Consider the following 25,332-nt stretch of genomic DNA (forward strand, 5'->3'; position numbering starts at 1 on the left):
TCCCTTTCTAGCAATAGGTAAGAATTATCTCATTACCGGCCTTTCAGGTAAGCATCTAGCAGGTCACCGACTTCGGATAACATGTTGTGACGCAGGCTGTACTGCGATTCGTTGGGGCGTGCCAGCACCAGCCCTGCCGTGCGCAATGTCGCAAGGTGATGATGCATGGTGGTTTTGGCAACACCGAACTCATCGGCCATTTCCTGCAACGAATAGCTGCGCGTCATCAACATTTTGAGGATGCGCAGCCGCCGCTCGTCGGCCAGCGCCTTGTATATTCTGACCAGCCGGGCCGGAGGGATGGCGCTGTCCTTTGTCATGCTCTCATCGGCAACCGGGTAGCAAAAGATTTTCATATCCTGGTATTCCGAAAACATATTCCAGGGGCGTTCGATATAGCTGGGAACGAGCAGCACGCGCCGCAGCCACGGCTCAGGCACGAATTCCAGCCCGTTGGTAGCGGTTTCTACCAGGCGCTCCAAGGGCACCGTGGCCTGCAAAGCCTGCTTTGCCTCTGCATCGCGTTGAAGGATTGGCAGCACCTGTGTTTCCATCTCGCAAAAGACCCGTTCGTACCATTGCGCGAAGATATCGAGAAACGCGTTTTTCATCGTTTCCGGCTCGATAGAAAAGATATAACGCAGCGTTTCCTGCCAGTTCGTATCTTCACGAAACGAGGTCTGAAGAAATTGCCGCTGTGCCTCAGTATCGCCCTCAGCTGCTTGCAGGATGACATCCAGCGGTGTGGTTCGACGCGAGCGCCGCTGGTAATAGCCGATCATGTGCAGGCGCAGTTCCAGGGCATCGGTGGCTCTCACATGCTCAATGAATGTGGGAACATCCTTTGGCGGTGCGCACTCATATGCCAGGCCCAGCAGGTTGATCCAGCCCCGGTCGCTACAGCAACCTAAACGCTCAATGGCGCTCACTAACTGCGGAGAAACTTTAGCCCGCGCAGTCTCAAACCACTCGTTTCCTATCTCATAGGGATACTGTTCGCGATCATCGTTCCAGATCATCATGCTGATCAGGAATTCATAGGCCAGGCCAAAGTCTATTTCTATGCTGGGAGTCCATTTTCCCGGAATGTCACGAACGGCCATCTGTTTACCTCAAGCATGTGTTCGATATTTTTCGTGCGAACAACGTGTTCGTTCGATATTTTTCGTATAAGGGAAGTGTAACTGAAGGATGGGTGCTTGTCAAGGAAAGTGTCCCTGGTGATTACCCATGAGTGTGCGAGAGATTCTTCGCTGCGCTCAGCATGACAGGCCCCGGAGACAGCCAGGTGTCTCCGGGGCCTGTCATGCTGAGCGCAGCGAAGAATCCGCGGTACAATGGCTTCCGTCATTGCGCGGGTGCGTCGCCCAGCATGTCATTCTGAGAGAAGCGAAGAATCTGTGCTGTAGTGGGGCATGTCCCGTACAAACCGGCCTGGGAGAACAACGGCAATTTCTTCTTTCAGTCGCTGGGCCAGGGAAAGGCCATCCTGAATGGCGACTTTGGTGGCTTGCTTCCTTCGGAGATCGACCCGTTCATCGACAAGCTCCTCGCGGGAGGTCTTGTCTTCCAGGCCCTTCACCAGCACTTCTACGACCTTACTCCCCAGGTATACTTCATTCATTTTCGCGGAATTGGCGACCCGCTCCAACTCGCGAAGGCAGCGATTGTGGCGGTGAAAGTCACCGGCACTCCTTTGCCTCAGACTGCTCCCTCCCACCCCAAAACGCCATTGCCTGCTGATGAATTGGGCCAAATCCTTGGCGGTTCGCCTACTATAGGCGCGTCAGGGGTGGTCACTATCATGGTTCCGCGCCGGGATACGATTGTTCTGGGTGGCGTCCAGATCAATCCTTTCCTGAATATAGCCACGACGATCTCTTTTTTACCGCTCGGCAAAGGCCAGCAGGCGGTTGCGGCCCCCGACTTTTCCATGATCGCCTCCGAGGTTCAGAACGTGGTGGGAGTCATGCGCAAGCAGGGATGGGAGATCGGCTGCCTCTACAATCAGGAGACTGACGAGCACCCACAGCTCTATTTCTCACACAACGCGAAGATTGGCGATGCCGTCACGCTGGCCCATGAGATTCGTAAGGGCCTCGATCAGACAAATTCGAAGGGTTCTCCTTCCTGAGTGCGTACCTGAATACGGCGCCTGTCGCACTCGTAGTTCAGTATAGATACGATGCCGCTGATAGCCGTTTCCACCGGACGATTCAGCGGCATCGGGGCCTTCATTTCTTGTGTTAAGCAGTGGTGTGTCTTCTTGTGAGCGAGTTGGGAATAAAGCCATAGCAAATTTCGCTGCTCATCTGTTATACTGCGATTGAAAAATGGATAAGCTACTTTTGATCGCAATAGAGATCAGCGAAGGAGGCAAGCCACATGCCAGCTATGCGTTCAAAGATGACCCGATCAGCAGGTTTTCTGCCCGCACTTGTACTCGTTGTAGTGCTTTTCTTTTCCTATAGTCTTCCTGTAAATGCCGCTCCTGCTAGCTCTACAGTGAAGACATCGCTGCCGCCGCCCGTTCCATGCCCTGGATGCTGGCAACCGGCTTTGAATACGAGCTGGCAGTGGCAACTATCGGGCAAGGTCGATCAGTCGTTCAATGTCGTCATGTACGATATCGATATGTTTGATAATCCGGCCAGCGTCGTGCAGTCGCTGCATGCTGCCGGGCGCATCGTGATCTGCTATATTGATGCTGGCACCTGGGAGAAGTGGCGGCCCGATGCGAAAGAGTTTCCCAAATCGGTGCTGGGCAGGCATAACGGCTGGCCGGGCGAGCGCTGGCTGGATATTCGCCAGCTTTCTATTCTGGAGCCAATCATGCAAGCCCGCATGCAGCTTTGCCAGTCCAAGGGCTTCGATGGCGTCGAGTTTGATAATGTCGATGGCTACAGCAACAAGACCGGCTTTCCTCTGACCTACCAGGATCAGCTCAATTATAACGTCTGGCTTGCCAATTCCGCGCACTCGCTGGGCCTATCGGTCGCGCTGAAAAATGATGTGGATCAGGTCAACGACCTGCTGCCCTACTTTGACTGGTCGCTCGATGAGCAGTGCTTCCAGTACAAAGAATGCGACAAGCTCTTGCCGTTCATCAAGGCCAACAAAGCAGTAATGGAAGTCGAATACAAGTTGAATCCGTCGCAGTTTTGCCCAGAAGCGAATGCCATGAACTTCAATTCGATGAAGAAACACCTCAATCTGGGACCGTATCGTGTGGCGTGTCGCTGAACTGGTGCCAGAGATTCTTCGCTGCGCTCAGAATGACAGGCCTGCGCGCAGGCCTGTCATTCTGAGCGCAGCGAAGAATCTCTGGCAGGCTTATGAGGAATCACCAGGTCTACTCGTTTCGCCTCAACATATGTAATCCCATGCCATTCCTGCCGGGTTCCGGCCATAGCAAAATGGAAGCGATCCGCGTTCAGCACCTTTTCGATATCTTCAAAAGGGAAATCTTGCTCATTTCCCTGTTCCCACTGCGGAAAACGCCCCTGGCGCAAACGCGCGATTCTGTCCGCCAGCAGTTGTGGGGCATCCTCGCGACCAGTAATCAGCGCTTCCAGGTAATCGGCGCAGAAATCATCCTCAGTTTCAGGAAATGTCTCGTCCGGTCTCCCTGTGGGCAGCAGGGTGATAGGTTCGCCCGTCTCAGCCGCCAGCATGGAAGCGTAGTGAGCGGTGGCCGTGGCGTTGACCAGCGAACAGATCAGCAGGTAGCGTGAATGGGCAGCGTTGACCGCCCCCTGCGTTCCCGCTCCGGTACGCTGGATGAGCAGGCGACCCGCGACCGGAGCCTTTGCCATCAGCGCGGGTGAATTATTGAAATCAAAGCCCGGAATCAATCGCCCGCCGATCTCCCCTGCCAGCAGAGCTTCCGGCTCTCTCCCACGCAATGCAAATGCCTCGTCCGTGGTGCGCACAAGCCAGATGCGGCTCGCTCCACCCGCGAACGCATAGGCGGCTACTGTGAAAGCGCGAATCACATCGATAACGATGGTAACACCGTGTGCCTCTCCTGCACGAAGAAAGCCCGCGCGCAAGATGTGGATATGCTTCACGCTTACAGGATGCTCTTGTTGAGTGTGGCCAGGAACTCCATGTTGTTGCTTGTCTTCGACATATGTTGTAGCAGCGCCTCCATTGCCTCCATACCGCGTTGATCGGCCAGCGTTGAGAACATGCGGCGCATGACGACCACTGCGCGCAGCGTTTTGTCGTCGAGCAGCAATTCTTCGCGGCGCGTGCTGGAAAGCGAGATGTCGATGGCGGGGAAGACACGGCGCTCGGCCAGCTTGCGGTTGAGCAGCAGTTCCATGTTGCCGGTGCCTTTAAATTCTTCGTAGATCACATCATCCATGCGGCTGCCCGTATCCACTAGCGCGGTCGCGATGATCGTCAGGCTGCCGCCCTCTTCGATCTTACGCGCGGCGCCAAAAAAGCGCTTGGGTGGGAAGAGCGCGCTTGGATCAAGACCGCCGGAGAGCGTGCGACCGCTGGGCTGCACGGCCAGGTTATAGGCGCGGCTCAGGCGCGTAATGCTATCGAGGAGTACGACTACGTCGCGCCCGCCTTCGACCAGGCGTTTGGCGCGCTCCAGCACCATCTCGGCAACACGTGTATGCGCCTCGGTTGGCTCGTCGAATGTGGAACTGATGACCTCGGCCTTGACCGAGCGTTTCATGTCGGTGACTTCTTCTGGACGCTCGCCGATGAGCGCGATCATGAGATGGACATCGTTGTAGTTTTCGGTAATGGAGTTGGCGATGGATTTGAGGAGCATCGTCTTGCCGGCTTTGGGGGGAGAAACGATCAAACCGCGTTGTCCGCGCCCGATAGGAGCGACGAGATTGATGATACGCCCGGAGATGTTCGAGGGACCCGTCTCGAGATTGAACATTTCGCGTGGAAAGATCGGCGTTAAGACATCAAAATGCGGGCGGCGCTTGGCAATTTCGGGATCGACTCCATTGATAGCCTCGACGCGCAAGAGACCGTAGTATTTTTCGTTGTCCTTGGGCGGTCGAACCTGGCCGGAGACCATGTCACCTGTGCGCAGGCCGAAGCGGCGAATTTGTGATTGTGAGACGTAGACATCCATGTTGCCGGGTAGGAAGCGTTCCTGTCGCAGGAAGCCAAATCCATCTTCAACGATTTCCAGAACCCCCGCGCTGAAAATGTTGCCTTGTTGTTCGGTATGGGCCTGGAGAAGTCGGAAGACGAGGTCTTGTTTTTTGAGGGTGGTGTAACCGGAGAGTTCGAGGTCGCGAGCGATGTCGCGCAGCTCCGTTATGGTTTTGGTTTCTAGTTCGGCAATATTCACGTTGTTCTAGGGCGGGGCGAATCCACAACCGTGGGAAGTATGGAAAGTGACACGCCCTTTCTCCTTTCTTTGATGAACCTGGAATTTAATGGAAAATACGCGGCTGTTTACAACAACACTACATTACAGAAAGACCTGCGGAACTTTGGAATGGCGCGATACATACCTCAGGAGCTAGCAGGAATATATCATACGTAAAGGCAGATGTCAAGAGCTTTTCCTGTATTCCGGCCATCTGGAAATAATACGAATGATCGTGTACGTGGGTTACCAGCAGCGCGTGGTAGTTAGAAGCGTCGCACCCAGGCGCGAGAGATTGAAACGCGCCTCGCATCGCTCCTCTGAGGCCCTTATGCCCCACCCGTCATCAACCCGGGGGATTCCTTCCGGCCAGACCCACGTTCAATATCATAGAACGCGAACCAGTATTTGTCAATCCATTCATCACATTGATGGGCCAATTCTCCTAAGCCGCGCTTTTCAAGTTCGCGATTCACAATGTTATTGGCATGCGGGTGCTTATGGATACGCGGCAAAGGCGAGCCAAACCCGTGCGCATAATGCGTCAGTTCGTGCGCGATGGTTGTAATCAGCACATATTCTGGTACCTGCCGGTTGCGCAGCAAAGCATTGATGCCAATAAATGATATCGTGTTATCGAGGGAAAGCCGGATCAGGCCGAGCCGCCGTTTCCAGGGATGGCAATAGGCGATCTTCACAATATTCGCTCGCGGTACATCAAAGAAATAGTGATACCAGATTTGCTCGAGATACAAATCGAGATTTCTTTCGCATTCTGGCAGGCGTTCCGGCTCAGGGATTGTAGGGACAGCACCTTGTGCCTGTCCTGATTCTACTAGCATGGATTTCTGGACTCCTGGCAAAAAAATGTAGGGACAGTGCTTTGTGCCTGTCCTCGTCACCTGTGCAGGTTTTAAGGAAAGAACGCCCGTCCCTACAGGGTAAACCCTTGTAGTTGCTCCGGTTCCTGACTGGCAGTCGTCAAGTTCCTTGTGAGTCCAGTATACAGAGGGGCATAAAATAAGGGGTAGGGGCCGGTTCACCGTACACATCGCCGATTGATCGGCCCCATGCCTATTACCAGTGTATTTCGTCAAACTGCATCATCGCGCCCTGGGGTGAGGACGCCCCTCATGTTAGATCTCCCCATACACGATCCTGCCCCCCAGAATCGTCGCCTGCACTCCATTCTCGGCCATTTTCTGCTGTGGCACGCTCAAAATATCCTCGTGCAAAACGACTGCATCGCCCAGTTTGCCAGGGGTTAGCGACCCCTTGTGATCCTCCTGCCCGGCAGCATAGGCCGCGCCCATCGTGTAATCCCAGAGCGCCTGTGCCACCGGCAAGGCCTGATCGGGCAGCCAGGGCGGACGCTGTGGCGTAGCGGTGTCGTTGCGCATGGTGGCGGCATAGAGGATGCGAATTGGATCAAATGTCTCGACAGGTGCGTCGGAGCCGAGCGCGAGCGGGATGCCCATCTGCTGCATGGTGTGGTAGGCGTAGGCGTGGCGAGAGCGCCTGCCCCAGTAGCGTTCGGCGATATCGCGGTCCGCGACGGCATGGAATGGCTGCACTGAGGCCACTACGCCGAGCCGCTTCATACGCTCAAGGTCCTCGGACGTAATTAATTGCACGTGTTCCAACCGGTAGCGCAAGCGCCTCGTCCTACCCCCGGACGACGAACCAATCCCCGGTCCCTGTAGGGGCCGATTGATCGCGCCCAGCGCCGATTGATCGGCCAACAATCGTTGCGCGTATTCGATGGAATTCAGCGCCACATGGGCCGCGCGATCACCGATGGCGTGAATGGCAATGCTAATGCCCATTTCGGCGGCGGCGCTGACCGTCTCTTTCATCTCTGCTTCCGGCAATGTCAGGATACCTTTGTTGTTGGGATTGCCCTCGAAGCCTTCGAGCATGGCCGCGGTCTGCGAGCCAAGCGTGCCATCGGCAAAGATTTTGATACCGGCAAAGCGCAGCAAATCATCGCCAAAGCCTGCCCGTAATCCTATTTCGCGCAGCTCCGGCAGCATGTGACGGGGCAAGAACATGTCCACGCGCACGCCCAGTTGTCCCTCGTCGCGCAGTTGCTGGAACAGGGTGAAGGATTCTCTAGCCTCGATATCGTGAATGCTGGTTATGCCGGAACGCTGCAAGTCTTTGATGATATTTTGCGTCAGGTGTCGAGTCAGAATGGGATCGCGTTTGTCGATAACGCGGTAGACGAGCGAGGTTGCCTCTTCTTCCTCTAGAACGCCGGTGGGTTCGCCATTGCTATCGCGCAGGATTGCTCCATTGGCCGGATCGGGTGTTGCCCTGGTGATGCCGGCTCGCTGCAAGGCCAGGGAGTTGACCCATAGCAGATGCCCATCTTTGCTCCATAGGGCGATGGGATGGGCAGGCGCGACGGCATCGAGCGAGGCGCGGCTGGGAAACTGCTGGCCGGGCCAGAGATTTTTATCCCAGCGCCCGCCCTGTATCCACTGGCCGGGTGGAGTTTGCTCTGCGCGCTGTTGCACCAGTCTTGCCACCTCTGCCTCGCTGCTCGTTCCACTGGCGTCGATGTAGTGCCTGCGATAGGCTGCCTCGATGAGGTGAATGTGGGCGTCGGTAAAGCCGGGCAGGACTATTTTGCCGCGCAGGTCTATCATTTCGCTGTCTCTGACCGCCATGCGGCGTATTTCGTCGTTGTCGCCAACGGCCAGGATGCGCCCGCTGGCGCTATCGATAGCCATGGCCTGCGCCCCCGGCTGCGCCGCATCCATCGTATAGATCGTACCGTTCAAATAAAGTATCGTCGTCATTCTAATATCCCCAGTTGCACTATCTCGAAATCAAATAGACGCTGGCGATGATCAATATTCCACCCGCGATTGTTGTGGGAAGCAGCTGATCGTGCAGCAGAAGAATTGCCAGGACGGTACCGAGCAGCGGCTGGATAAACAGCGTCGACGCGGCGGCGGAGCCATCGACGGTTGCCAGCCCCTTAAACCAGGCTAAATAGGCAATCACCGTGGACATCAGCGCCAGCCAGCCTATTCCCAGCCAGGCCGCGAGGCCTAACGGGTGCCAGCCGTTGAGCAGGATATCGCTGCCGGCAATCGGAATCCAGAAAATAGTGCTGCCCACGATGGTCGCGGCGGTGATCAATAAGGGTGAGTGCTTCACCAGCAGCGCCTTCCCACGTACAGTATAAAATGCCTCGAAGATCAATGCCAGCACAACCATCAAGTCACCCACCATGCGCAAAATACCCCCACCCGAGGGAATGTTCGGTAACGGGCTGCGCTCGACGATCAGGTAGACGCCGGCAAAGCCAAGTAGCAGCGCGATAACCGCGAGCGGCTTGAAGCGCTCGCGTAGCAATAGCCACGAGAAGATCGCCGTATACAACGATTCGCTGGTAATGAGCAGCGCGACATCTGAAGCTGTGGATAATGATAATCCGCCATACTCAAAAGTTTTATTGATGACCAATCCGATGAAAGCAAGTAGCGCCAGTTGCGGCAAATCTCTGCGGGTTAGCCGCAAATCTTTGCGCATGGCGATGAGGAACGGCAGCAGGACAATAGCGGCGATTATCATCCTGAGCGCGTTCATGACCAGAACCGAGGCATCGCGCAGGGCATATTTAGCAGCAACATAGCTGCACGCCCAGAGAATGTTGGCCAGGATGAGCAGGAGCCAGGCAAGGGTGGCGCGAGGGCGTGATTTATTCTGCGTCTTCGTCCTCGCCCGCCTCAAGAAGGTAGAGTTTTGCCTCCTCTGCTGTTTGTGCCGCAGTAAGTTTTACGATCAGGTGTCGCAAGAGTATAGGTTTATCAATGGCTTCGGCCTGCTTGCGGGCCAGACGAAGCAATTTTGGAAAGCGTTCCTGAACTATGTCCAGCAGTGTCTCGCGAATGCCCTGCAGCTGGCCCTGTTGTAAACCCTGCTGTAGGCCTTGTTGCAAGCCTTGTTGCAAGCCCTCCTCGCGAGCTTCCTTTGTCATTTCTTGATAGATAGGTGTTTCACGTAATACGTTATGCATTCTAAACCTCTCTCTCAGCCATTGCTGGTCTGCTATATTTCCCTTGCCGAACGCTAACGATACTAATGTAAACGCGGCAGGCAATGTTTCTTCCCTACCTGCCTCCTTAAGATTATTGAAAATCTCATCTGCCACTTCACGAGTCGCGCCGCCCATTGTCAGGATCATAAATGGCTGGATGCCTGGCAATCCTAGCTGCCTGAAATCATCCGGTGTCATCTTAGCTAATTCTATCACAATGAAATGAAATTCAAGCATTGGCTTTCAAATCAGTCCGCGTAGCACTTTATATTTCGTATCTCCACCAACTTCCTCAACCATCTTGAAATTGGCCCGCATCACAGGCTCGTATTTCAGAAAGCGGTTCGCGACGAGGTAGAAACGCCCGCGAGGGCGCAGCACCTGCGCGGCTTCGCGAATGAAGCGTTGCGCCGTTTCGGTGGTCTGGACGCCGCCCAGGTGGAATGGCGGGTTCGTCGCAACCAGGTCGAAGCGTTGCGAGCGAACTGCCTGGATGCCGTCGCTGGGTAGAACCTGCACGTTGGTCAGACCGCTCTGCTCCACCCTGTGTCTCGCCACATCTACCGCGGCCAGGCTTGTGTCGACCATCGTCACCTGCCCCTTCCTGGCTAAATGCGCGATATGCATGCCGATGTACCCGGCCCCGCAGCCGATATCCAGGGCCACATCGGTCGCATGCACCTCTAAGGCCTCTAACAATAGACGTGTCCCCTCATCTAAATCGCCGTCCGCGAAAGGAGTAAGCATTGGCTTCACCACCTGGACCTCGCCACGGACCAGAGTTTCATCTTTGCGCGAGCAGACCACGCGCCGCCCCTTGCTGATCATCACCGTCTCAACATTGCCAAAGGATTCCTGCATGCGTTTTGTCACTGAAAGGATGCCGCGGTCCTTAGCCCCTGTGACATACAGATGTCCCCCCGGCTTCAGCGCGTACCTGGCTAGCTGCAAGCCATAGTGTATCCAGGCATTGCCCGGCTGGTAAAGGATGTTCATCACTGCTATATCGATGGTTGCCGGTGCTGCATGCACGGTGTATTCGTGAAAGGGGATGTGTTCGTATGCGCCAGGCGCATTACGCTCTCGGGACTGTTCAAAGCGCGACAGGGCAGCTAGATTATCTTCGGCAAGTATAAGTCTGCCTCTCGGAATTTGCTGGGCCGCCATTGTTACGAATTCATCTTCCGCCGAGTTCAGAATCAGTACGTGATCGTCAATAGCCAGCTGGACAGTTTCACATAATAAACAGGAATGAAATGCCGCCATACTAATTGTTTGCCTCTACATACAGGTACAGAAGTTCTTTGATATGCACTCAGTATGCCTCATATATCCCGCTTCATCAAGAGGTAAAGCGTGTCAAGCCCTGAAACATTCTCGTATAATGGTTATACAACGATAGAACATCATAGGCTGGAATGGAGTACAGGCATGGCTCTTTACGTCGATAGCGCGTTTCTCCAGGATATCACGAACGTGGTTCAGGCGGTACCCCTGGCGGGCGTAACCACCAACCCGACTATTTTGTTGCAGGCGCGCGAGCGCGGCCAGGAATTAAGTCCCCAGCGCGTCCTCAACGAATTGCTGCATCTAATGGATGGCGCGATCTTTATACAGCCGGGCGCGACTACAGACGAGGATATGTATCAGGAGGCCCTGACATATATCCAGGCTAACCCAGGTCGTGTCATTCCCAAGATTCCGATGACTTTTACTGGTATGCGCGTGGCGCAGCGTTTGAAGCGCCAGCAGCATCGTATAGCGTTTACGGCCGTCACATCGGTTGCGCAGGCGTATAGCGCGGCCATGGCCGGAGCCGATTACGTTATACCATATTATGGGCGTATGGAACGTTCGGGCATTGACGCAAGCGAGCGCATCTCTGAAATAGCCGGTGTGCTGCACAACGCCGGTCTTCCCACGCGCATTCTGGTTGCCAGCATCAAATCGGGAGATGATGCCGCTCGCGCTCTACTTGCCGGGGCGGATGATTTAACCATCGCACCTCAAGTGCTGCTAAACATGATCACAGATCCCCTGACCGAAGAGGCCATCGAGCGATTTTCCCAGGATTGGCAAAAAATGAATAAACTGTAATGTTTTTAAATTGATCAGTTGATCGAAATATGAAAAATTTGTCATACTTCACTTATCCCTTTTCATAGGTTCGTCAGGTTGACATGGTATAGTATGTCCTGTAACAAGCGAATGGGGATTTTCAAGTGACAACAGACAAAAGGCGGGGAGAAGCTCAGGATAGTATGCCAGGGGAAGATAGTTTAGGGAGGGGATTTTTAGGCATCCTGGGAGTAGTGGTAAAGTGGTAGGGGGAAAAGCCTAGAGGAATTGTTGTCAGATGTAGCGGTATTTGTGGTGGCCAGGTGGTAGGGTGGAAGCCTGAAGGGTGAGTTCCTTCAGGCTTTTTCTTGTTGTATACTTCTTTTAGATAGAAGAATATGTAGGAAGGAGTAATCGCCATGGTCTATCGCAGCAACAACTTGTATGCGGCTCTCGGTGTTCTATTCTTCCTCATTGGCGCTTTCATTATCCTGGGTAGCTTCGCGCTTGCGGCAGGGGTGGATTTTCAGACCGCGTACATAGTGATCGGCATGTTTGTCTTCGTTATATCCTTTTCGTACTTTAGCCTGAGCCGGCGCGAGAATAAAGGCGCGACCGACTGAAACAGAACATGACGTCACAAATGTACATGGTCAGAGGGTTGCGCCGGGCGGAATTCGGTACCCGTATTGATATACACCAGAACCTGGTCCTGGATATGCACAATCATGTCCGGCTTGCCATCGCCATTCACATCGCGGAATTCACCCGTAATGGGGGTTAAATCCTGCCCATCGCCAAACAAGGTGGGGCCGATATAGATATGCGCGTGCGTGGCGTCCCCGCCGGGAAATTCGATGATTTCAACATGGCGGTTCAGGTTAAGAAAGATAAAGTGCGATGGGTTCGCGGAACCATCGTTGTGCCCTACGGCCGCGTCAACCTGGAAAGTGCGAGGCCGACCATAGGTTACATCATCCTGATGAATTTGCCACCATGTACCGAACGAGCTTAAGAGATACGCCAGCAGGGCCATAAGCAGCATTCCGATGATAAGAGCTACCAGGGGGAAACGACGAATTACGCTTCGATACCTCCAGCTTGCCCTTGGAGGAGGAACGGAGGTCCGGGGGGCAGTTGTCTTGGGGCCAATCGCCTGCGAAATCATGCCCGTGCTGGTGGTCGCGTTCGCGCTGGAGCGCCGCTTCTGGATGAACGGAGCCTTTTGAATATCTGTATCTTCTAGCGTGTCATGCTCTACAGGTTGTATGTACCTGCGGGCGCTGCTAGGAGGCCGTGTTTGATAGATAGAGTCATCTTCTTCTTCGTCAAAATCTACCGGTGCGAGCTGTTTTTTAGCCTGTGTTGCCCCCATAGGAATACCTCCTTTTTAAGAAACTCTGTTCCACATGCGTAATAGTAGCAGAACAAATATTCTATGTCAAGGGGTTTTTGGAACAAAATTTCAAGTCGCAGAAAAACTGGTCGAAAGGTAATCTAGATCGATTTTGAGGCAAGCCTGGAGCGGCACTTTGTTCTTTTGCCCGGTTAGACCAGGCTAATCAGTACCTTTACCTGAGTTTCTTAGAAAAAACGGGTCTATGGAGATAAGGCCGGCAAGGCTTTTGTGCATGTGAAAGGCTCAGAGGAGATGACGATGGCAAACGACTCCGTGCAGTCTCGCGTCAAGAAACTGCTATAGACTGAGCCGGTTCAACGTGTCACAGGTACTTATCTCCAATAACCCGAAGTGTAGTAAGTTGATTGACTAACTCAACTTACTACACAAGTATACCTTTTGGTATAGTTGTTTGTCAAGAAAAAAGTACTACCTGGTTCTCCGTCCATAGGGGATGTAGGGGCCAGGAAATGCAGTTTGATGAAACATCGTAGGAATTGATGCGGGGCCGATCAATCGCCGATGGGCGCGATGAATCGGCCCCTAGATGCCTATGCATTTGCACCAGACATATTCAGGTTTGGTCACTATACACTCCCCGCGGAGAAGCGGCAGGAACCGGGCCTTTGCCCGACACCCCGTTGGAGATTGAAACTAGAAGTTCTGCGCGCTTCTCCCGCAAGTGGAGCGCGATCCGGGTGGGATCGTCCTTTTGCAGCGCCATCTGTTTCAGTTCAGCAAGGACCCTGCTCCATTGCTCGCGTGCAGGTAGATAGCGACTATCACGACCGATCAGTTCCTCGAAGATGCGGCGCTCCAGTTCGTGCCAGGTCGAGCGGTCGCGCCCATCGATATCGCCGTCATCAGGAACATAGTCCTGGTCGTTGGTATTGTTGTCAATGCGCACGTGGAGAGGAGCGAAATGGTTGCGTACTATTTCCTCCATATAGTTTGTGTCAAGCGAACCGGCGTCAAAGGCCAGCGTTCCTACCAGGTTTATCTGCACCAGCGGGCGCACGGCATCCTCATCGTGGTCAGGCCCATGTCGGCGGCAATACTCATCAAGGCGCGTATAGAGTTCGCCTGGCTCTTGCAGGCCATCGACGCGCAAGTCGTGGCGTATGAATGGGCGGCGTTTGCTTACAAGGTGTGTGGCACGATGATAGCGTGCCTGCTTGTGCGGGTCGATGATGCTTTCTGGATGCTCAGTATCGATTTCGACATAATAGTAGCCGCGGTCCTCCCATGCCGATTCTTCTGCGCCGCAGGTCTCGGTCGAGCCAGGATTATACATCCAATCGTAGAATTCATACGGTTTATGTACGTGACCCAGGGCCAGGTAATCGACCTGGTGGCGCAGCGGCTCGAATTGTGCCATGGTTGGCAGCCCCTGGATGCGCGGTACGATACCGTCCAGGCCGGTATGCATCATCAGCAGGCGGTACTCGATGCCGGCGGCTTCTTCCTCGTCACGAACCGCCTCCATTGCCTTTGCCAGTCCATCCATGCTGCGCAGTGTAGCGGCGCCCTGCCAGGGTAGGCCATAAACGCGCAGGCGACCATCCAGCAGGTCTACATGGGAGCCGACCATCGTGTGAGGGTCCCAGGAAGCGAGTTGCGGGACTCCATCGCGCATACGCGGCGCGAGCAGCATCAGGTATTGCTGGTGACAGAGGAATTGCAGCCAGGAAATACCGTCGCGATAATAGCTGCGGTCATGGTTGCCCTCGATTGCCACCACGGGAATACCGCGCTCTTTGAGCTTCTTCAGCCCTTCGATAGCATGAATCAGCGTAAGCGCGTCAATGGCGCGTTTATTGAACAGGTCGCCGGCAATGACCATAAAATCGACGCGGCGATTGAGCGCGTCATCGATGATATCCCAGAATGCCCGGCTAAAATCATTGAATCGCTCGCGCACACCATATTGCTCGTAGCCGAGATGAGTATCCGCGATATGGATAAACGAGGCCCGCATCCTTCTCTCCTACCTCTATTCGAACTAAGTTCCCTGGAGCGCGATAAATCTGGCCCCTACGATGGCCCTGTCATGAGGGCACGAATGGCCGCCGCTACAAGTATTAATGCGGCAATGCTAAAAATCAGTACATCGCGCCGCTGATTCTTGCCGCCGGTGGCATAGGTAACGGCAATCGGAATGGCCAGGGCCACGATAGCACCATACACATAATGTAGATAGTACAGGCTATCACCAGGAGCGCCTGGCCTCTGGCCCAGCAGCACCAGTGTGATGCCAAGCAAAGCCTGGATCGCTGTATCGATGCCGGTGATGATGAGCATGATGCGCCATGGCCTGTTCATAGCCTTCTTCAGAAAAAAAAGGATGAAGCCCCAGATAGCGGATATTGCTCCCGTTGCCAGCACCAGCACCATATTAAGAAAGTGCAGATTAGCAATGATATCTACCATTATTGACTCCAACGCCGCAACTGATTGCGGCGTATCTATTCTCATTGTTCTCTTTCGCGGTGAAAAATGCGGAATCATTTCCGCCAGCCCTACTATAGCGCGAATATGCCCTGAAGACAAGTACGGGAACTTTTGGCGGTCGCCAGCGTCTTACCTATGAGTAAGGGAGGGGCGATCATCGAGATGCACCCCGGCAGAAACAAACAACTACGGACAAACAAAGAAAAAGGAGGAAAACGCATGTTGAAAGGGGAAAAAATACGGGCATTTCTGGTTGGAGGGGGTATCTTGCTTCTGATGGTGCTACTGAGCGCCTGTGGCTATAACGGCACTACTGTTGGCAGCCAGCCATCTACTCCGCCTACTCCGACACCTACAGCGCAGCCGCCGGTGGTGAGGAATTGCGGTATGGTGCATACAATCCGTGATCTCGTGGTACCGACTGAAGGAAGTACCGCGAAGCAAGACGAGAGTTGCTTCGCCCAGGCCTATGCAGCCTGTCATCCTGCCATATTGACCTTTTCGCAAAGCAGCCTGGACACGGGCACCATTCATAACTTCTCAATCAAGAATCAGAATGGCAAGTGTACTATAACCGATACGGTTCAGATGTATATCGCTCCCAATAAGCCGCGTACAACGGGAACATATACATGCGGCAGCGCAGCACTGAAAAATGATGGGTTGCACGTGAGCTCCTGCGGCTCTGAAGGCGATGTTTTTGTACCGGTAGCAACTGCACAGTAGCCTGTAGATAATTCACACAGTGCCGATGATGAAGTTTTACCACCAAAACCGGCAATCGGAGCGTCCCTGGTCGTGTCATTCTGAGCGCAGCGAAGAATGACACGACCAGGGACGCTTACCAATTTTGATGGCAAAACTTCATTATCGGCACTGTGTGGATGACAGAAGTCAGGAAATCCTGGCTTCCAGAGCACTCAATTGCTCTTGCAGCTTGCGGTTCTCCTCGCGCAGTCGATCCAGGTTTTGGCGCAGTTCTTTTAACTGTTCATCGCTGCTGCCACCGGAACGGAGAGCCATTATGGCAGTGCGCATATTACGCTCCCCGCGCGATTCGAGTTCGTGGCTTACGGCTCGCTCTAAGGGCGCAATGGCACGTTTATCGCCAAATGGCATCAGCGCCAGCGCTGCCACGGCTCGTACGCGCGGCCAGTTATCATGCTCAACCGCCATACACAGCGCCGTGATGGCTCGCTGGCAGGCCGTTTCACTGTAGAGGTAGCGATGCTTGCCCATGACTTCGATGGCGGAAGCCGCCGCGAGGCGCTCGGTAGGACGGCGGTGGGTATCTGCCAACCAGGAACTGAGAATTTCGACAATGCGGTCTTCGCCTGACAGCGCAAGCCCTGTGAGGATGCCTTTTTCGACCGTCGCGTTCCAGGTTGGCCGCGACAAGAGCTTTTCCAGCAGTTCAACGCTGCCAGGCGTGCGCGTCTTTCCCAGCGCCTCCGCTGCCGCGGTCTCTACAAGGTAGCTGGTATCTCCCTTTTGCAATAAAGTGCTGAGCGCCTGGGCCGAGCGCTGCGCCAGTTCCGCCTGCTCGGGCGCTTGAAACTCTCCCAGAGCGGTGGCGATGGCAGCGCGCACGCGTGAGAATTGGGCCGGATCGAGTTGTTGCAATCCTTGCAAAAGAGCATCCTGCGCCTTCGCGGTTCCAATAGCGCCCAGAGCTTTGGCGACATCCCTGCTTACAGCCCAGAATGGGTCGTGGAACAACGCTGTTGCAAGAGCAGCGATATTTTCATCGCCGCCTTTCTTGCCCAGCGCTTCGGCGGCCTCAATGCGTCCCAGGATATCGGGATCATGCGCGAGCTGGTAGCGCATCATGGAGTCAGGACGATCAAATTTCAGCGTTTTAAGCAACCAGCCGTCGGGGTCAAAACGTACCATGACCGGCTCGCGTTCCAGGGGAAAGTAGAAAGTCTGCTCGCTTTGCCCATCCTCGCCAACCACTACGCGCATCTGCACAGTGTGCGTTTGCGGTGCGCCGGTATTATTGGTGGGGTTGCCGGATGATGGGAGCGTAAAAGCAAGATCAACAGGCGTGACAAAGCAGGGTGTCAGGTCATCCACCTTTTGTACCTGTCGAATCTTTATTTTTGCCATAGAGTGTTCATTATCCCAGGCATAGCTCACCTCAAACTCTGGATAGCCGCCTGAATAGACCCATTGCTCGAAGAACCGCTCCAGGCTATGCCCGGTGACCTCTTCTATTGTGCGTTCAAGATCGGCAGTGACAACTTCGCGCTCGCGGTATCGTTCAAGGTAGGCATGGATAGCGCGGCGAAACGCGGCATCGCCCAACCGGTGGCGCAGCATGTGTAAGACCCAGGCACCCTTGTCGTACATGTGCCGGTCAAATAACTCAAATCCCTGGTCATGATAGACGTAGTAGACGATGGGACGGCGATAGTTGCGGTCCTCTCCCAGGTAGCGTTGTTTGAGATTGAGCATCGACTGCTTGAAGTAGTCATTTCCCAGGTCGTGTTCGGTCCATAGCTCCTCAAAGTAGGTGGCGAAGCCTTCGTTCAGCCAGCCACTGGCCCAATCCCGGCATGTCACCAGGTCGCCGAACCACTGGTGCGCCAGTTCGTGGGCAACAACCGCAACCGTGTTGAAGTCGAGGGCCGCGCGCTGGTCCAACAACAGCATGAAACTATGGGTAGTCGCCGATGTATGCTCCATGGCGCCGGTATAGAGTTCGACGACCGTCTGCGCGTACTTGTCATAGGGATACTCAACGCCCGTATATTCTGAAAAGAATTCCAGCATTTGCGGCGTCTTGCCCATGAGCAGCAGAGCATCGTCCTTGCGGTCAGGCCTTACGTAGTATTGAACGGGTTTGCCCCTGAAGGAATCTTCAATGACGGCAAATTCTCCCACTATCAGTGAAATCAGGTAGGCCGCGGTTGGTATGTTGTGCCGCCAATGATAGGTCTTCGTGGGTATCCCTCCCAACCGGGAATCGGCATCATTCTGCGTTACATCAAGCAAAACGCCGTTGGAGATGGTCTGGAACCGCGCTGGGACGGTGACGATGATCTCGCTGGTAGCGCGTTCGCCTGGCGCATCAAGACAGGGAAACCAGTAGCTGGCATAGCGCGGTTGCCCCATAGACCAGGCCTGGACGGGACGCGACGCATCTTCCGGTCCAGGCTTGATGAAATGCAAACCTGTACGCGGTTTTCCAGAATACCGTACGGCGATGGTAAATTCTTCACCATGATGATAGGTACGATCCAGCGTTATGGTGAGCTTTTTGCCATCGGCGTTATATTGTAAGCGCGTTCCATCCATCAAGCTGACCTGCTCGATATGCAGTTCTACGGCGTCTAATGTGATGGTCTTCAGCTCTTCATAGAGGGTAGAGAAGGTATGAAAGGCGGTCCCGCTCACCGTTTCGTTCTCGAAGTCAAGCACGATTTCGAGACGGATATGCCGGTCGTCGGCGGGCCGGTCAGGGGCATAATGCGGTCGATCTTCTGGTAGCGAGAAGGAGCGCGCCTTGACATAAGAACCGGATACATTCAGATCGTGTTCATAGAAATCGTATCCACACGTACAACTTTCCAAAGGAGACCTCCAATTACTAGCTTTTCTCAGGGGATTACTACTACTCTTAATCATAGTACGTGGGAGATTGGAGCGCAACGTTGAGGGACGCAGAGTCATTTAAAGTCAAATCTTCACGAGAACAGGACAAATTTACGCTCATGTACAAGACTTTTAGAGGCTCTGAAGAATACTGTTCGGGCGGGTTGACATCTGAGCCTATATCCTGGTAGGATTGATTACATGAAAGAAATCTGTCCTGGCTTGCCTTATGAAGGGAGTATAAAAAATGCCAGAAGAGAAGGAAGGCGAAATTACATTACCGCAACAACTGGCCGATTTCAAACGCCAAAATCCTCAAGTTGCTGAGGCGATGAAACTCTTTGGAATATCCCTGGCAAAATACCAGGAGACCTTAAACGCTTTATATGGTCCCCATATATATCAGAGCACCTCTACAACGAGCATAGATAAGCAGAATCATTAGTAGATCGTACCGTGTAGATTGGATACGTAGTAAGTAAGATGAGTAGTTGGAATAGTGTGCAAGAAGAAATAGTCAGACTTAATAGGTCTGACGCTATTGATGTTGTCCGTCGTCAAAAAATTACGGATGTTCAGAACATAACAGGTCGTTCTTTGGTTGTCTACGCAACGGACTTCATTACTCCAAACCCTCTCAAAGCTCAGTTTACTGGTAACTTGACTATTATTTCGCTAGCCGATAAAGATGGTTTTGATGAGGTGACTCGCAATCTTCCTCATGGAGCAGGCATTGATATCCTCCTGCATAGTCCAGGAGGATCGGCAGAAGCAACAGAATCAATAGTAGCTCTTTTGCGAGATCGCTTTTCCCATATTCGCTTTATTATTCCTAATGTGGCAAAGAGCGCTGCTACTATGCTCGCTATGTCGGGCGAAGTATTATTAATGGACGAACGATCAGAATTAGGTCCCACTGATCCACAAATGACTTTCGTTCAGGATGGAAGAACCATTTTTGCCCCGGCACAAGCAATTAAAGATCAGTTTAAAGCTGCTCAGGATGAAATAAATGGCGATCCTAAAAAACTTCCTGCCTGGGTTCCTATTCTCGGCTGGTATGGTCCAGCATTATTAGCACAATGTGATAATCATCTCGCTCTTGCAAAAGAACTGGTTTTCAAGTGGCTAGAGCAATACATGTTTGCAGATGAGCCAGATGCGAATCAAAAGGCCGAACGAATTGCTACTTATCTTGCAAACCATAATAATTTCCGTTCCCATGGTCGACGAGTAGGAATGGCGGAACTTCAGGCTTTAGGGGTTAAGATACTTGATTTGAGAACAGTACCAGATCTTCATGAAGCAATTCGTGATCTCTATACAGCTATCACACTTACCTTTGCTAACACAGGAGCATATAAGATCGTTGAAAATGGTAATAATGAAGCGATGATTGGTATGCTACAGATTGCCCAGCAGCAAATTCCACAGCAACAGGCACCTCAATCAGCTTCTATGATTACTCAGCACCAGAATGGTCGGCGTCCTGTCAGGAACGGCAGGAAGAAGAAAAAATAACCCTTTTTTCATATCGTAGGGCACCTCGAATCCTCAAATTGCTTTGCCTTGCGATATTCCCCCAGCCTTTCAAACCCCTATCCGCCATCCATCGTACATGATATGCTAACATAGAATTGAAAGGCATTTCGATGCGAAGAAATACTCCGAGAATAAATAGATTTTCGCAAATTGTACGCTTTCTACGCGTTTCGCGCCTGCTCTTATGGACAATATGGGTTATTTATCGCGAACGCCGGCGCGTGGTTCGCGCCCGTGAACGCGGTAATTACGAAGTACAACCGAATGTTGATGTGCTGATCGAGGTGCTGGTTGCTTTTCGCAAGACGGCCATCAAACTCGGTGTCCTGATGATCAAGCTGGGACAGTTCCTCAGTTCCCGCGCTGATCTTCTACCGGAGCGGGCGCTGGTAGTCCTGTCTTCATTGCAGGATGAAGTGCCACCGGAACCGTTCAGCCATATTGTTGATGTGATCGAGTCAGAACTCGGCAGGCCGGTCGAGAAGGTTTTCAGCGTGTTGGAGCAAAAGGCCACCGCAGCCGCTTCGCTCGGCCAGGTGCATAAAGCTGTGCTTGCATCAACCGGCGAAACCGTGGCTGTCAAAGTTCAGCGGCCCAACATCGAGCGGCTTGTCGGCATGGATTTGAGTACACTGAAGTTCGTTATCTGGGTAATCAACCGCTTCGTCGATACCGGCGAGTTCATCGACCTGATGGGCTTTTACCGTGAATTTCGGCGTACCGTCTATGAGGAGATCGATTTTGTCTCCGAGGCGGCGAACGCGAAGCGGTTCAAAGAGATGTTCAAAGATGATCCAACGATCTATATCCCCAGGGTCTATGAGGACTATGTCTCGCGCCGCATGCTGGTGCTGGAATGGATAGATGGGATCAAGATCAACGATTATGCCGCGCTGGATGCTGCCGGTATCGACCGCCTCGAGGTGGCGAAGCGCACGGTCAACACCTATTTCTACCAGTTTTTCGAGGCGGGCTTCTTCCATGCCGATCCGCATCCAGGAAACATTTTTGTCAAACAAGGACCACCCGGTACCGGCCCAATTATCGAATTCGTCGATTTCGGTATGGTAGGTTCTTTAAACAAAAGCATGAAGAAGGCTCTGAAGGACCTGTTCTTGAGCTTTGTCACACGCGACTCACATGGACTGGTAGAGGCATTGAGTCACCTGGGCTTCATCGGCGAGGGTGCGAATATAGCCTCTATCGAGCGCGGCATCTCGATCATGATGGAGCAGTACTATGGCATGACGTTGGGTGAGGCGCGCGAGCTAGATATTTCTGAGATAACTGATGAGGTGGGACGGTTGTTATATGGCCAGCCATTTCAGATTCCCGCCCAATTCGCCTTTACAGGGAAGGCAATCGGTACGCTGGTAGGTGTGGCAACCGGCCTGGCGCCGGAGTTCAATTTTGTTGATGTGGCAACTCCTTACGCGCGCAAATTCCTTGGACTTGATGCCGAGGGTATTGGTCAGTCTGTCCAGCAGCTCTTGAACCAACTGCTGGAATCGGGCCGCATACTACTGACCCTGCCGCGCTCAATCGAACAGTTGCTGAATAAAATAGATGCCGGACAACTCGAGGTGAAAGCTCATGTAGGTCTGCCCGAACACAGGTCACGGGGCAACGCCAGGCGTGGGAGGAGGAATGGTCAGGTCAATGGGTTGAGCAATGGAACAACCTCTTCTTTGAGCGAGCTCACCTGGATAGTCATGTTCGCTGCCTCTCTGGCCGGCGGCATCATTTTGAGCGATATCCACCAGGCTATCGCCAGCTGGATATTTCTAGGGCTCTCCGCCTTGACGGCATTGAGATTGTTAGTGAGGCGGTAATCAACAGATTCCGCTCTACCCCGATGAATTTTGCCAATAGGATTGGTAATCTAAGCGATCCAGGCCGTGTCATTCTGAGCGCAGCGAAGAATGACACGGCCTGAAGGTACTTCTCGATCTTGAAAGGTAAAATTCATCAGGGGAAGCAAGTTACGTGGATAGCAACCGCTACCTCGGCCTGTTCAAATCGTTTCTCTTTTTGCCCACTGAACGCATATATTGCTGTGCCTCTTTAAAGATCAGTGCCGCAAACGCATATCCAGGTGGCAATAAATCTTACCATCTTTCTTTAAAGAGATCGCAAATTTCAGTAATCCGCATCAAGCCGTTGGCTCAACCAATGCCCACCCATTATCCACTCGCTCCGCCAACCCCTCGCGTTCCAGCTTAATAAGATGAGCCTCTACCGACCAGGCTGCTATCGAGTGCAGCTTTGGATCGACATCGGTATAGACGAGTTTGACGATCTCTGGAATCTTCGTGCCGCGCGGTAAATCTTCTAATGCCTCCATCACCTGCTGCTCGCGCAAGCGGCGATGGGCGATATACTCCGCTACCTTCGCCTGTGGGTCGCGTATGGTTGGGCCGTGACCGGGCACTATCTCCGCTATGTCCAGTTCCTGTAAGCGCTTGAGTGAGTTGAGATAGTCCAGCATATCACCTTCGGGAGGCGCGATCACGCTGGTTGTGATGCCGGAAATGAGGTCACCGGCAAAGAGGACGCGCGCTTTTTCCAGGTAAAAGCTCAGGTGATCGAAGCGATGGCCGGGGGTATGAATGGCACGGAGCGTGTCATCACCCGCCGGAAATATGGTTCCATCCGGGACCTCTTCGTCGATATCCGGCGTGCCCTTTCGATTGAAGGCGAAGACATGCACGAGATGCGTCCCCAGGCGTTTGCGCAAGGCATTGATACCTCCAATATGGTCTGGATGGCCGTGCGTGATCAGAATGCGTCGGATAGCGCCACGTTCCGCTCCCTCGCGCAAAATGGCATCGAGATAGGCAACATCGTCTATCGCCGGGTCGATAACCGTTGCCCCTTCGACTCCATCGCCCAGAACGATGGTATTGGTGCCCGGACCCGTCATAATCGAGGGATTGGGGGCCAGAATGATCGTGTATGGCTGCTGCATCTTCAATCTCCAGTGATGCGATATATTGGGTTTCTATTAAGGTTCGGCCTGTATTGAGTCTTTGGCCTTTCTCCATAACTCAAGCCATTGCTCTAAAGTATACGCATTAGGAGCATACCCTTGTGGCCGTCCTCCATCACCCGATTCATCGCGAATAAGCTGTTCCAGGGCCTGGAAACGGCGGCGAAATTTGCGATTGGCATGGCGCAGCGCCTCTTCCGCGTCAACATGTAAGGCACGGGCCAGGCGAGCCGCGATGAACAAAACATCGCCCATTTCATCAAGTTGCTCTTCGGGCGTGCTGGCCTCTTGCAATTCCTGTAATTCCTCTTCCAGCTTCGCCAGCACCTGCTGTGTATTTTTATAATCAAAACTCAGTCTGGCAGCCCGCTTCTGGTATTCCTGCGCTACCATTAGCGCGGGCAGGCCCGAGGGCACGTCATCCAGTACGCTTTCAGTCTTCACGTCTTTACCGGCAGCTGCGCGCTCCTGTTGCTTGATGACCTCCCAGTTCTGCACGACCTGACCGGCATTCTCTACCTCGACCTGACCAAAGACATGAGGATGACGGCGAATCAACTTCGCATTTACATGTTCATAGACATCGCCCAGCGTAAATTCATCGTGCTGGCGCGCAATTTCGGAATGCAGGTAAACCTGGAGCAGCAGGTCGCCAAGTTCATCGGACAACCCTTCCAGATCGTTCTTTTCAATCGCCTCTACGACCTCGTATGCCTCCTCAATTACGTAACGGATCAACGACGCGTGCGTCTGCTGTCGATCCCATGGGCAGCCATCCGGCTCGCGACGTAACCGCATCGTAATATAGCGCAGGGTTTCAGGCATCCGCAGCGCGGTGAGTTCATCCACGGGCGGAACGTAGAGCGTGCTGAGGTGATTGGGGAAGTGATTGCGATCAAGCTCATAGAGCGGCATTTCGATCACCGCCTGGTCATTGGCGGCAGTGGTTTCTCCAGCACCGGCGCCCGCTGCCCGCACCAGTTTCACACGCCATTCATCGGGATAAATCTCGCCTAGCGCCAGCTTTACCGCGCTTGCCAGGCGCCGGTTATAGAGCTGCGCTACCACTAGAGGAGCGGTGGGAATAATTTTGCCCGCTATCTCGTCCTGTTGCAGCGCCGCAAGGTTGGTCGCATCGAGAATCTGCGTGCCTTTTGCAAGCGGGTCGAGTTCTAACGTGGTAAAAACGGGTTCAAGGAATGAGAGGCCGGCAATGATACTCATACTGAGGCCTCGCTCTCGCGCCATCTGCATCACCAGCTGCACCGAGGCTTCTCCCACTAAAGGATGACCAGGCACCGCGTAAATTACTGGCGATTGAGCGGCCAGCGAACAGACTTGCTCAGCAATCTGACTGTAGAGGCTGTCCCAATCGGTTGACTCATCATAAAAAGAATCAAAAGACTCGATGCGCAGACCTGGCAAAGCCTGCCGGATTGGTTCAACGGTGGGGTGAATGAGCGTGCGAAAGTAGACCGTTTGTCCATCTCTGGCCGCTTGAGCGAGCAATGCGTGTGCCTGCAAGGTGAGATCGTCATAGCGGCCAGGGCCAAGGCCCAGGATAGTGATTACTGCCGGTGTTGTCATGCCTCTTCCTCTCTCTTTACATACCTGACTGTAGTGTAGCGAGTAGAGAGCTACGTGTCAAATGTAAGGCAACTCCGATTTCCTGTAGCCTGAAGCGTCAGCGAAATAGCATGGAGGAGTAATTCTGGTATAATGCAGGAATCTGGAAAAGGGTAGAGCCCGGTTTTATACCCCAGCAATAGTCACAGTAGAAGGTGCATGCTTTCTTTTTTGTAAGCATATGTATTACAATTCTAAGTAGCACATCATCTTGCGACAGCCTTATGCCAGCGATGTTTTGAGTTTTAGCAATCGCGCGTACTAAA

22 protein-coding genes are annotated in these 25,332 nt (G+C 53.4%); 8 read left to right on the forward strand and 14 right to left on the reverse strand.

The window, feature by feature from the left end:
* Positions 1-32: 32 nt before the first annotated feature.
* On the reverse strand, positions 33-1,103 hold the full coding sequence (locus tag VFA09_10865; protein HZU67766.1) for a metalloregulator ArsR/SmtB family transcription factor: 1,071 nt from the start codon (positions 1,101-1,103) through the stop codon (positions 33-35).
* Between the two features lie 305 nt (positions 1,104-1,408).
* Here VFA09_10865 and VFA09_10870 point away from each other — a divergent pair, with 305 nt between their 5' ends.
* Both VFA09_10870 and VFA09_10875 read left to right on the forward strand, forming a co-directional pair.
* Positions 1,409-2,134, forward strand: coding sequence for a DUF1259 domain-containing protein (locus tag VFA09_10870; GenBank protein HZU67767.1), 726 nt, complete (start codon positions 1,409-1,411; stop codon positions 2,132-2,134).
* 251 nt (positions 2,135-2,385) lie between these two features.
* Positions 2,386-3,243, forward strand: coding sequence for an endo alpha-1,4 polygalactosaminidase (locus tag VFA09_10875; GenBank protein HZU67768.1), 858 nt, complete (start codon positions 2,386-2,388; stop codon positions 3,241-3,243).
* Positions 3,244-3,299: 56 nt separating this feature from the next.
* On the opposite strand, the gene VFA09_10880 is transcribed toward VFA09_10875, so the two are convergent.
* From VFA09_10880 to VFA09_10910, 7 genes are all read right to left on the reverse strand, one after another.
* Positions 3,300-4,070 (reverse strand): 2-phosphosulfolactate phosphatase, encoded by a 771-nt coding sequence (locus tag VFA09_10880; protein HZU67769.1) that lies wholly within the window; start codon positions 4,068-4,070, stop codon positions 3,300-3,302.
* Positions 4,071-4,072: 2 nt separating this feature from the next.
* Entirely contained in the window at positions 4,073-5,332 is a 1,260-nt protein-coding gene (gene rho / locus VFA09_10885) for a transcription termination factor Rho (protein ID HZU67770.1), read from the reverse strand.
* 350 nt (positions 5,333-5,682) lie between these two features.
* Positions 5,683-6,195, reverse strand: coding sequence for a hypothetical protein (locus VFA09_10890; protein HZU67771.1), 513 nt, complete (start codon positions 6,193-6,195; stop codon positions 5,683-5,685).
* A 294-nt stretch (positions 6,196-6,489) separates the two neighbouring features.
* A complete protein-coding gene (locus VFA09_10895; GenBank protein ID HZU67772.1) occupies positions 6,490-8,157 on the reverse strand; it encodes an amidohydrolase in 1,668 nt (555 codons plus the stop codon).
* A gap of 19 nt (positions 8,158-8,176) precedes the next feature.
* The gene (locus tag VFA09_10900) at positions 8,177-9,097 is read right to left on the reverse strand and encodes a DMT family transporter (GenBank protein HZU67773.1); all 921 of its coding nucleotides are present in this window, start codon (positions 9,095-9,097) and stop codon (positions 8,177-8,179) included.
* Entirely contained in the window at positions 9,066-9,641 is a 576-nt protein-coding gene (locus VFA09_10905) for a hypothetical protein (GenBank protein HZU67774.1), read from the reverse strand. Before VFA09_10905 ends, VFA09_10900 begins: the two co-directional genes overlap by 32 nt.
* Positions 9,642-9,647: 6 nt before the next feature.
* Positions 9,648-10,670 carry a methyltransferase gene (locus tag VFA09_10910; GenBank protein HZU67775.1) on the reverse strand — a complete coding sequence of 341 codons (1,023 nt, stop codon included), beginning with the start codon at positions 10,668-10,670 and terminating at the stop codon, positions 9,648-9,650.
* A gap of 165 nt (positions 10,671-10,835) precedes the next feature.
* Here VFA09_10910 and VFA09_10915 point away from each other — a divergent pair, with 165 nt between their 5' ends.
* Both VFA09_10915 and VFA09_10920 read left to right on the forward strand, forming a co-directional pair.
* Entirely contained in the window at positions 10,836-11,501 is a 666-nt protein-coding gene (locus tag VFA09_10915) for a transaldolase family protein (GenBank protein HZU67776.1), read from the forward strand.
* Positions 11,502-11,881: 380 nt separating this feature from the next.
* On the forward strand, positions 11,882-12,085 hold the full coding sequence (locus tag VFA09_10920; protein ID HZU67777.1) for a hypothetical protein: 204 nt from the start codon (positions 11,882-11,884) through the stop codon (positions 12,083-12,085).
* 14 nt (positions 12,086-12,099) lie between these two features.
* Here the strand turns inward: VFA09_10920 and VFA09_10925 are convergent, their stop codons facing one another.
* The 3 genes from VFA09_10925 to VFA09_10935 form a co-directional block, all read right to left on the reverse strand.
* Entirely contained in the window at positions 12,100-12,837 is a 738-nt protein-coding gene (locus tag VFA09_10925; GenBank protein HZU67778.1) for a hypothetical protein, read from the reverse strand.
* 598 nt (positions 12,838-13,435) lie between these two features.
* Positions 13,436-14,839 (reverse strand): DNA repair exonuclease, encoded by a 1,404-nt coding sequence (locus VFA09_10930; GenBank protein HZU67779.1) that lies wholly within the window; start codon positions 14,837-14,839, stop codon positions 13,436-13,438.
* A gap of 56 nt (positions 14,840-14,895) precedes the next feature.
* Entirely contained in the window at positions 14,896-15,291 is a 396-nt protein-coding gene (locus VFA09_10935; GenBank protein ID HZU67780.1) for a hypothetical protein, read from the reverse strand.
* Between the two features lie 240 nt (positions 15,292-15,531).
* On the opposite strand from VFA09_10935, the gene VFA09_10940 reads away from it, so the two are divergent.
* Positions 15,532-16,038 (forward strand): hypothetical protein, encoded by a 507-nt coding sequence (locus VFA09_10940; protein HZU67781.1) that lies wholly within the window; start codon positions 15,532-15,534, stop codon positions 16,036-16,038.
* 168 nt (positions 16,039-16,206) lie between these two features.
* On the opposite strand, the gene VFA09_10945 is transcribed toward VFA09_10940, so the two are convergent.
* On the reverse strand, positions 16,207-18,888 hold the full coding sequence (locus tag VFA09_10945; protein ID HZU67782.1) for a M1 family aminopeptidase: 2,682 nt from the start codon (positions 18,886-18,888) through the stop codon (positions 16,207-16,209).
* A 268-nt stretch (positions 18,889-19,156) separates the two neighbouring features.
* On the opposite strand from VFA09_10945, the gene VFA09_10950 reads away from it, so the two are divergent.
* The 3 genes from VFA09_10950 (at position 19,157) to VFA09_10960 (ending at position 22,283) form a co-directional block, all read left to right on the forward strand.
* A complete protein-coding gene (locus VFA09_10950; protein ID HZU67783.1) occupies positions 19,157-19,354 on the forward strand; it encodes a hypothetical protein in 198 nt (65 codons plus the stop codon).
* A 56-nt stretch (positions 19,355-19,410) separates the two neighbouring features.
* Positions 19,411-20,430 (forward strand): hypothetical protein, encoded by a 1,020-nt coding sequence (locus VFA09_10955; protein HZU67784.1) that lies wholly within the window; start codon positions 19,411-19,413, stop codon positions 20,428-20,430.
* A gap of 131 nt (positions 20,431-20,561) precedes the next feature.
* Entirely contained in the window at positions 20,562-22,283 is a 1,722-nt protein-coding gene (locus VFA09_10960; protein ID HZU67785.1) for an AarF/ABC1/UbiB kinase family protein, read from the forward strand.
* Between the two features lie 320 nt (positions 22,284-22,603).
* Here VFA09_10960 and VFA09_10965 read toward each other — a convergent pair whose 3' ends face one another.
* Together VFA09_10965 and mazG are read right to left on the reverse strand one after the other, a co-directional pair.
* Complete coding sequence (locus VFA09_10965) at positions 22,604-23,419, reverse strand: MBL fold metallo-hydrolase (protein HZU67786.1); 816 nt, start codon at positions 23,417-23,419, stop codon at positions 22,604-22,606.
* 36 nt (positions 23,420-23,455) lie between these two features.
* Positions 23,456-25,027 (reverse strand): nucleoside triphosphate pyrophosphohydrolase, encoded by a 1,572-nt coding sequence (gene mazG, locus VFA09_10970; protein HZU67787.1) that lies wholly within the window; start codon positions 25,025-25,027, stop codon positions 23,456-23,458.
* Positions 25,028-25,332 lie beyond the last annotated feature (305 nt).

This window comes from Ktedonobacteraceae bacterium (assembly GCA_035653615.1).
In the GTDB taxonomy this organism is placed as follows: domain Bacteria; phylum Chloroflexota; class Ktedonobacteria; order Ktedonobacterales; family Ktedonobacteraceae; genus DASRBN01.

Coding starts and splice junctions, on each gene's coding strand:
- VFA09_10865 (HZU67766.1), bottom strand. CDS start 1,103: ATGGCCGTTCGTGACATTCCGGGAAAATGGACTCCCAGCATAGAAATA.
- VFA09_10875 (HZU67768.1), top strand. CDS start 2,386: ATGCCAGCTATGCGTTCAAAGATGACCCGATCAGCAGGTTTTCTGCCC.
- VFA09_10890 (HZU67771.1), bottom strand. CDS start 6,195: ATGCTAGTAGAATCAGGACAGGCACAAGGTGCTGTCCCTACAATCCCT.
- VFA09_10895 (HZU67772.1), bottom strand. CDS start 8,157: ATGACGACGATACTTTATTTGAACGGTACGATCTATACGATGGATGCG.
- VFA09_10905 (HZU67774.1), bottom strand. CDS start 9,641: ATGCTTGAATTTCATTTCATTGTGATAGAATTAGCTAAGATGACACCG.
- VFA09_10910 (HZU67775.1), bottom strand. CDS start 10,670: ATGGCGGCATTTCATTCCTGTTTATTATGTGAAACTGTCCAGCTGGCT.
- VFA09_10915 (HZU67776.1), top strand. CDS start 10,836: ATGGCTCTTTACGTCGATAGCGCGTTTCTCCAGGATATCACGAACGTG.
- VFA09_10920 (HZU67777.1), top strand. CDS start 11,882: ATGGTCTATCGCAGCAACAACTTGTATGCGGCTCTCGGTGTTCTATTC.
- VFA09_10925 (HZU67778.1), bottom strand. CDS start 12,837: ATGGGGGCAACACAGGCTAAAAAACAGCTCGCACCGGTAGATTTTGAC.
- VFA09_10930 (HZU67779.1), bottom strand. CDS start 14,839: ATGCGGGCCTCGTTTATCCATATCGCGGATACTCATCTCGGCTACGAG.
- VFA09_10935 (HZU67780.1), bottom strand. CDS start 15,291: ATGGTAGATATCATTGCTAATCTGCACTTTCTTAATATGGTGCTGGTG.
- VFA09_10940 (HZU67781.1), top strand. CDS start 15,532: ATGTTGAAAGGGGAAAAAATACGGGCATTTCTGGTTGGAGGGGGTATC.
- VFA09_10950 (HZU67783.1), top strand. CDS start 19,157: ATGCCAGAAGAGAAGGAAGGCGAAATTACATTACCGCAACAACTGGCC.
- VFA09_10960 (HZU67785.1), top strand. CDS start 20,562: ATGCGAAGAAATACTCCGAGAATAAATAGATTTTCGCAAATTGTACGC.
- VFA09_10965 (HZU67786.1), bottom strand. CDS start 23,419: ATGCAGCAGCCATACACGATCATTCTGGCCCCCAATCCCTCGATTATG.
- mazG (HZU67787.1), bottom strand. CDS start 25,027: ATGACAACACCGGCAGTAATCACTATCCTGGGCCTTGGCCCTGGCCGC.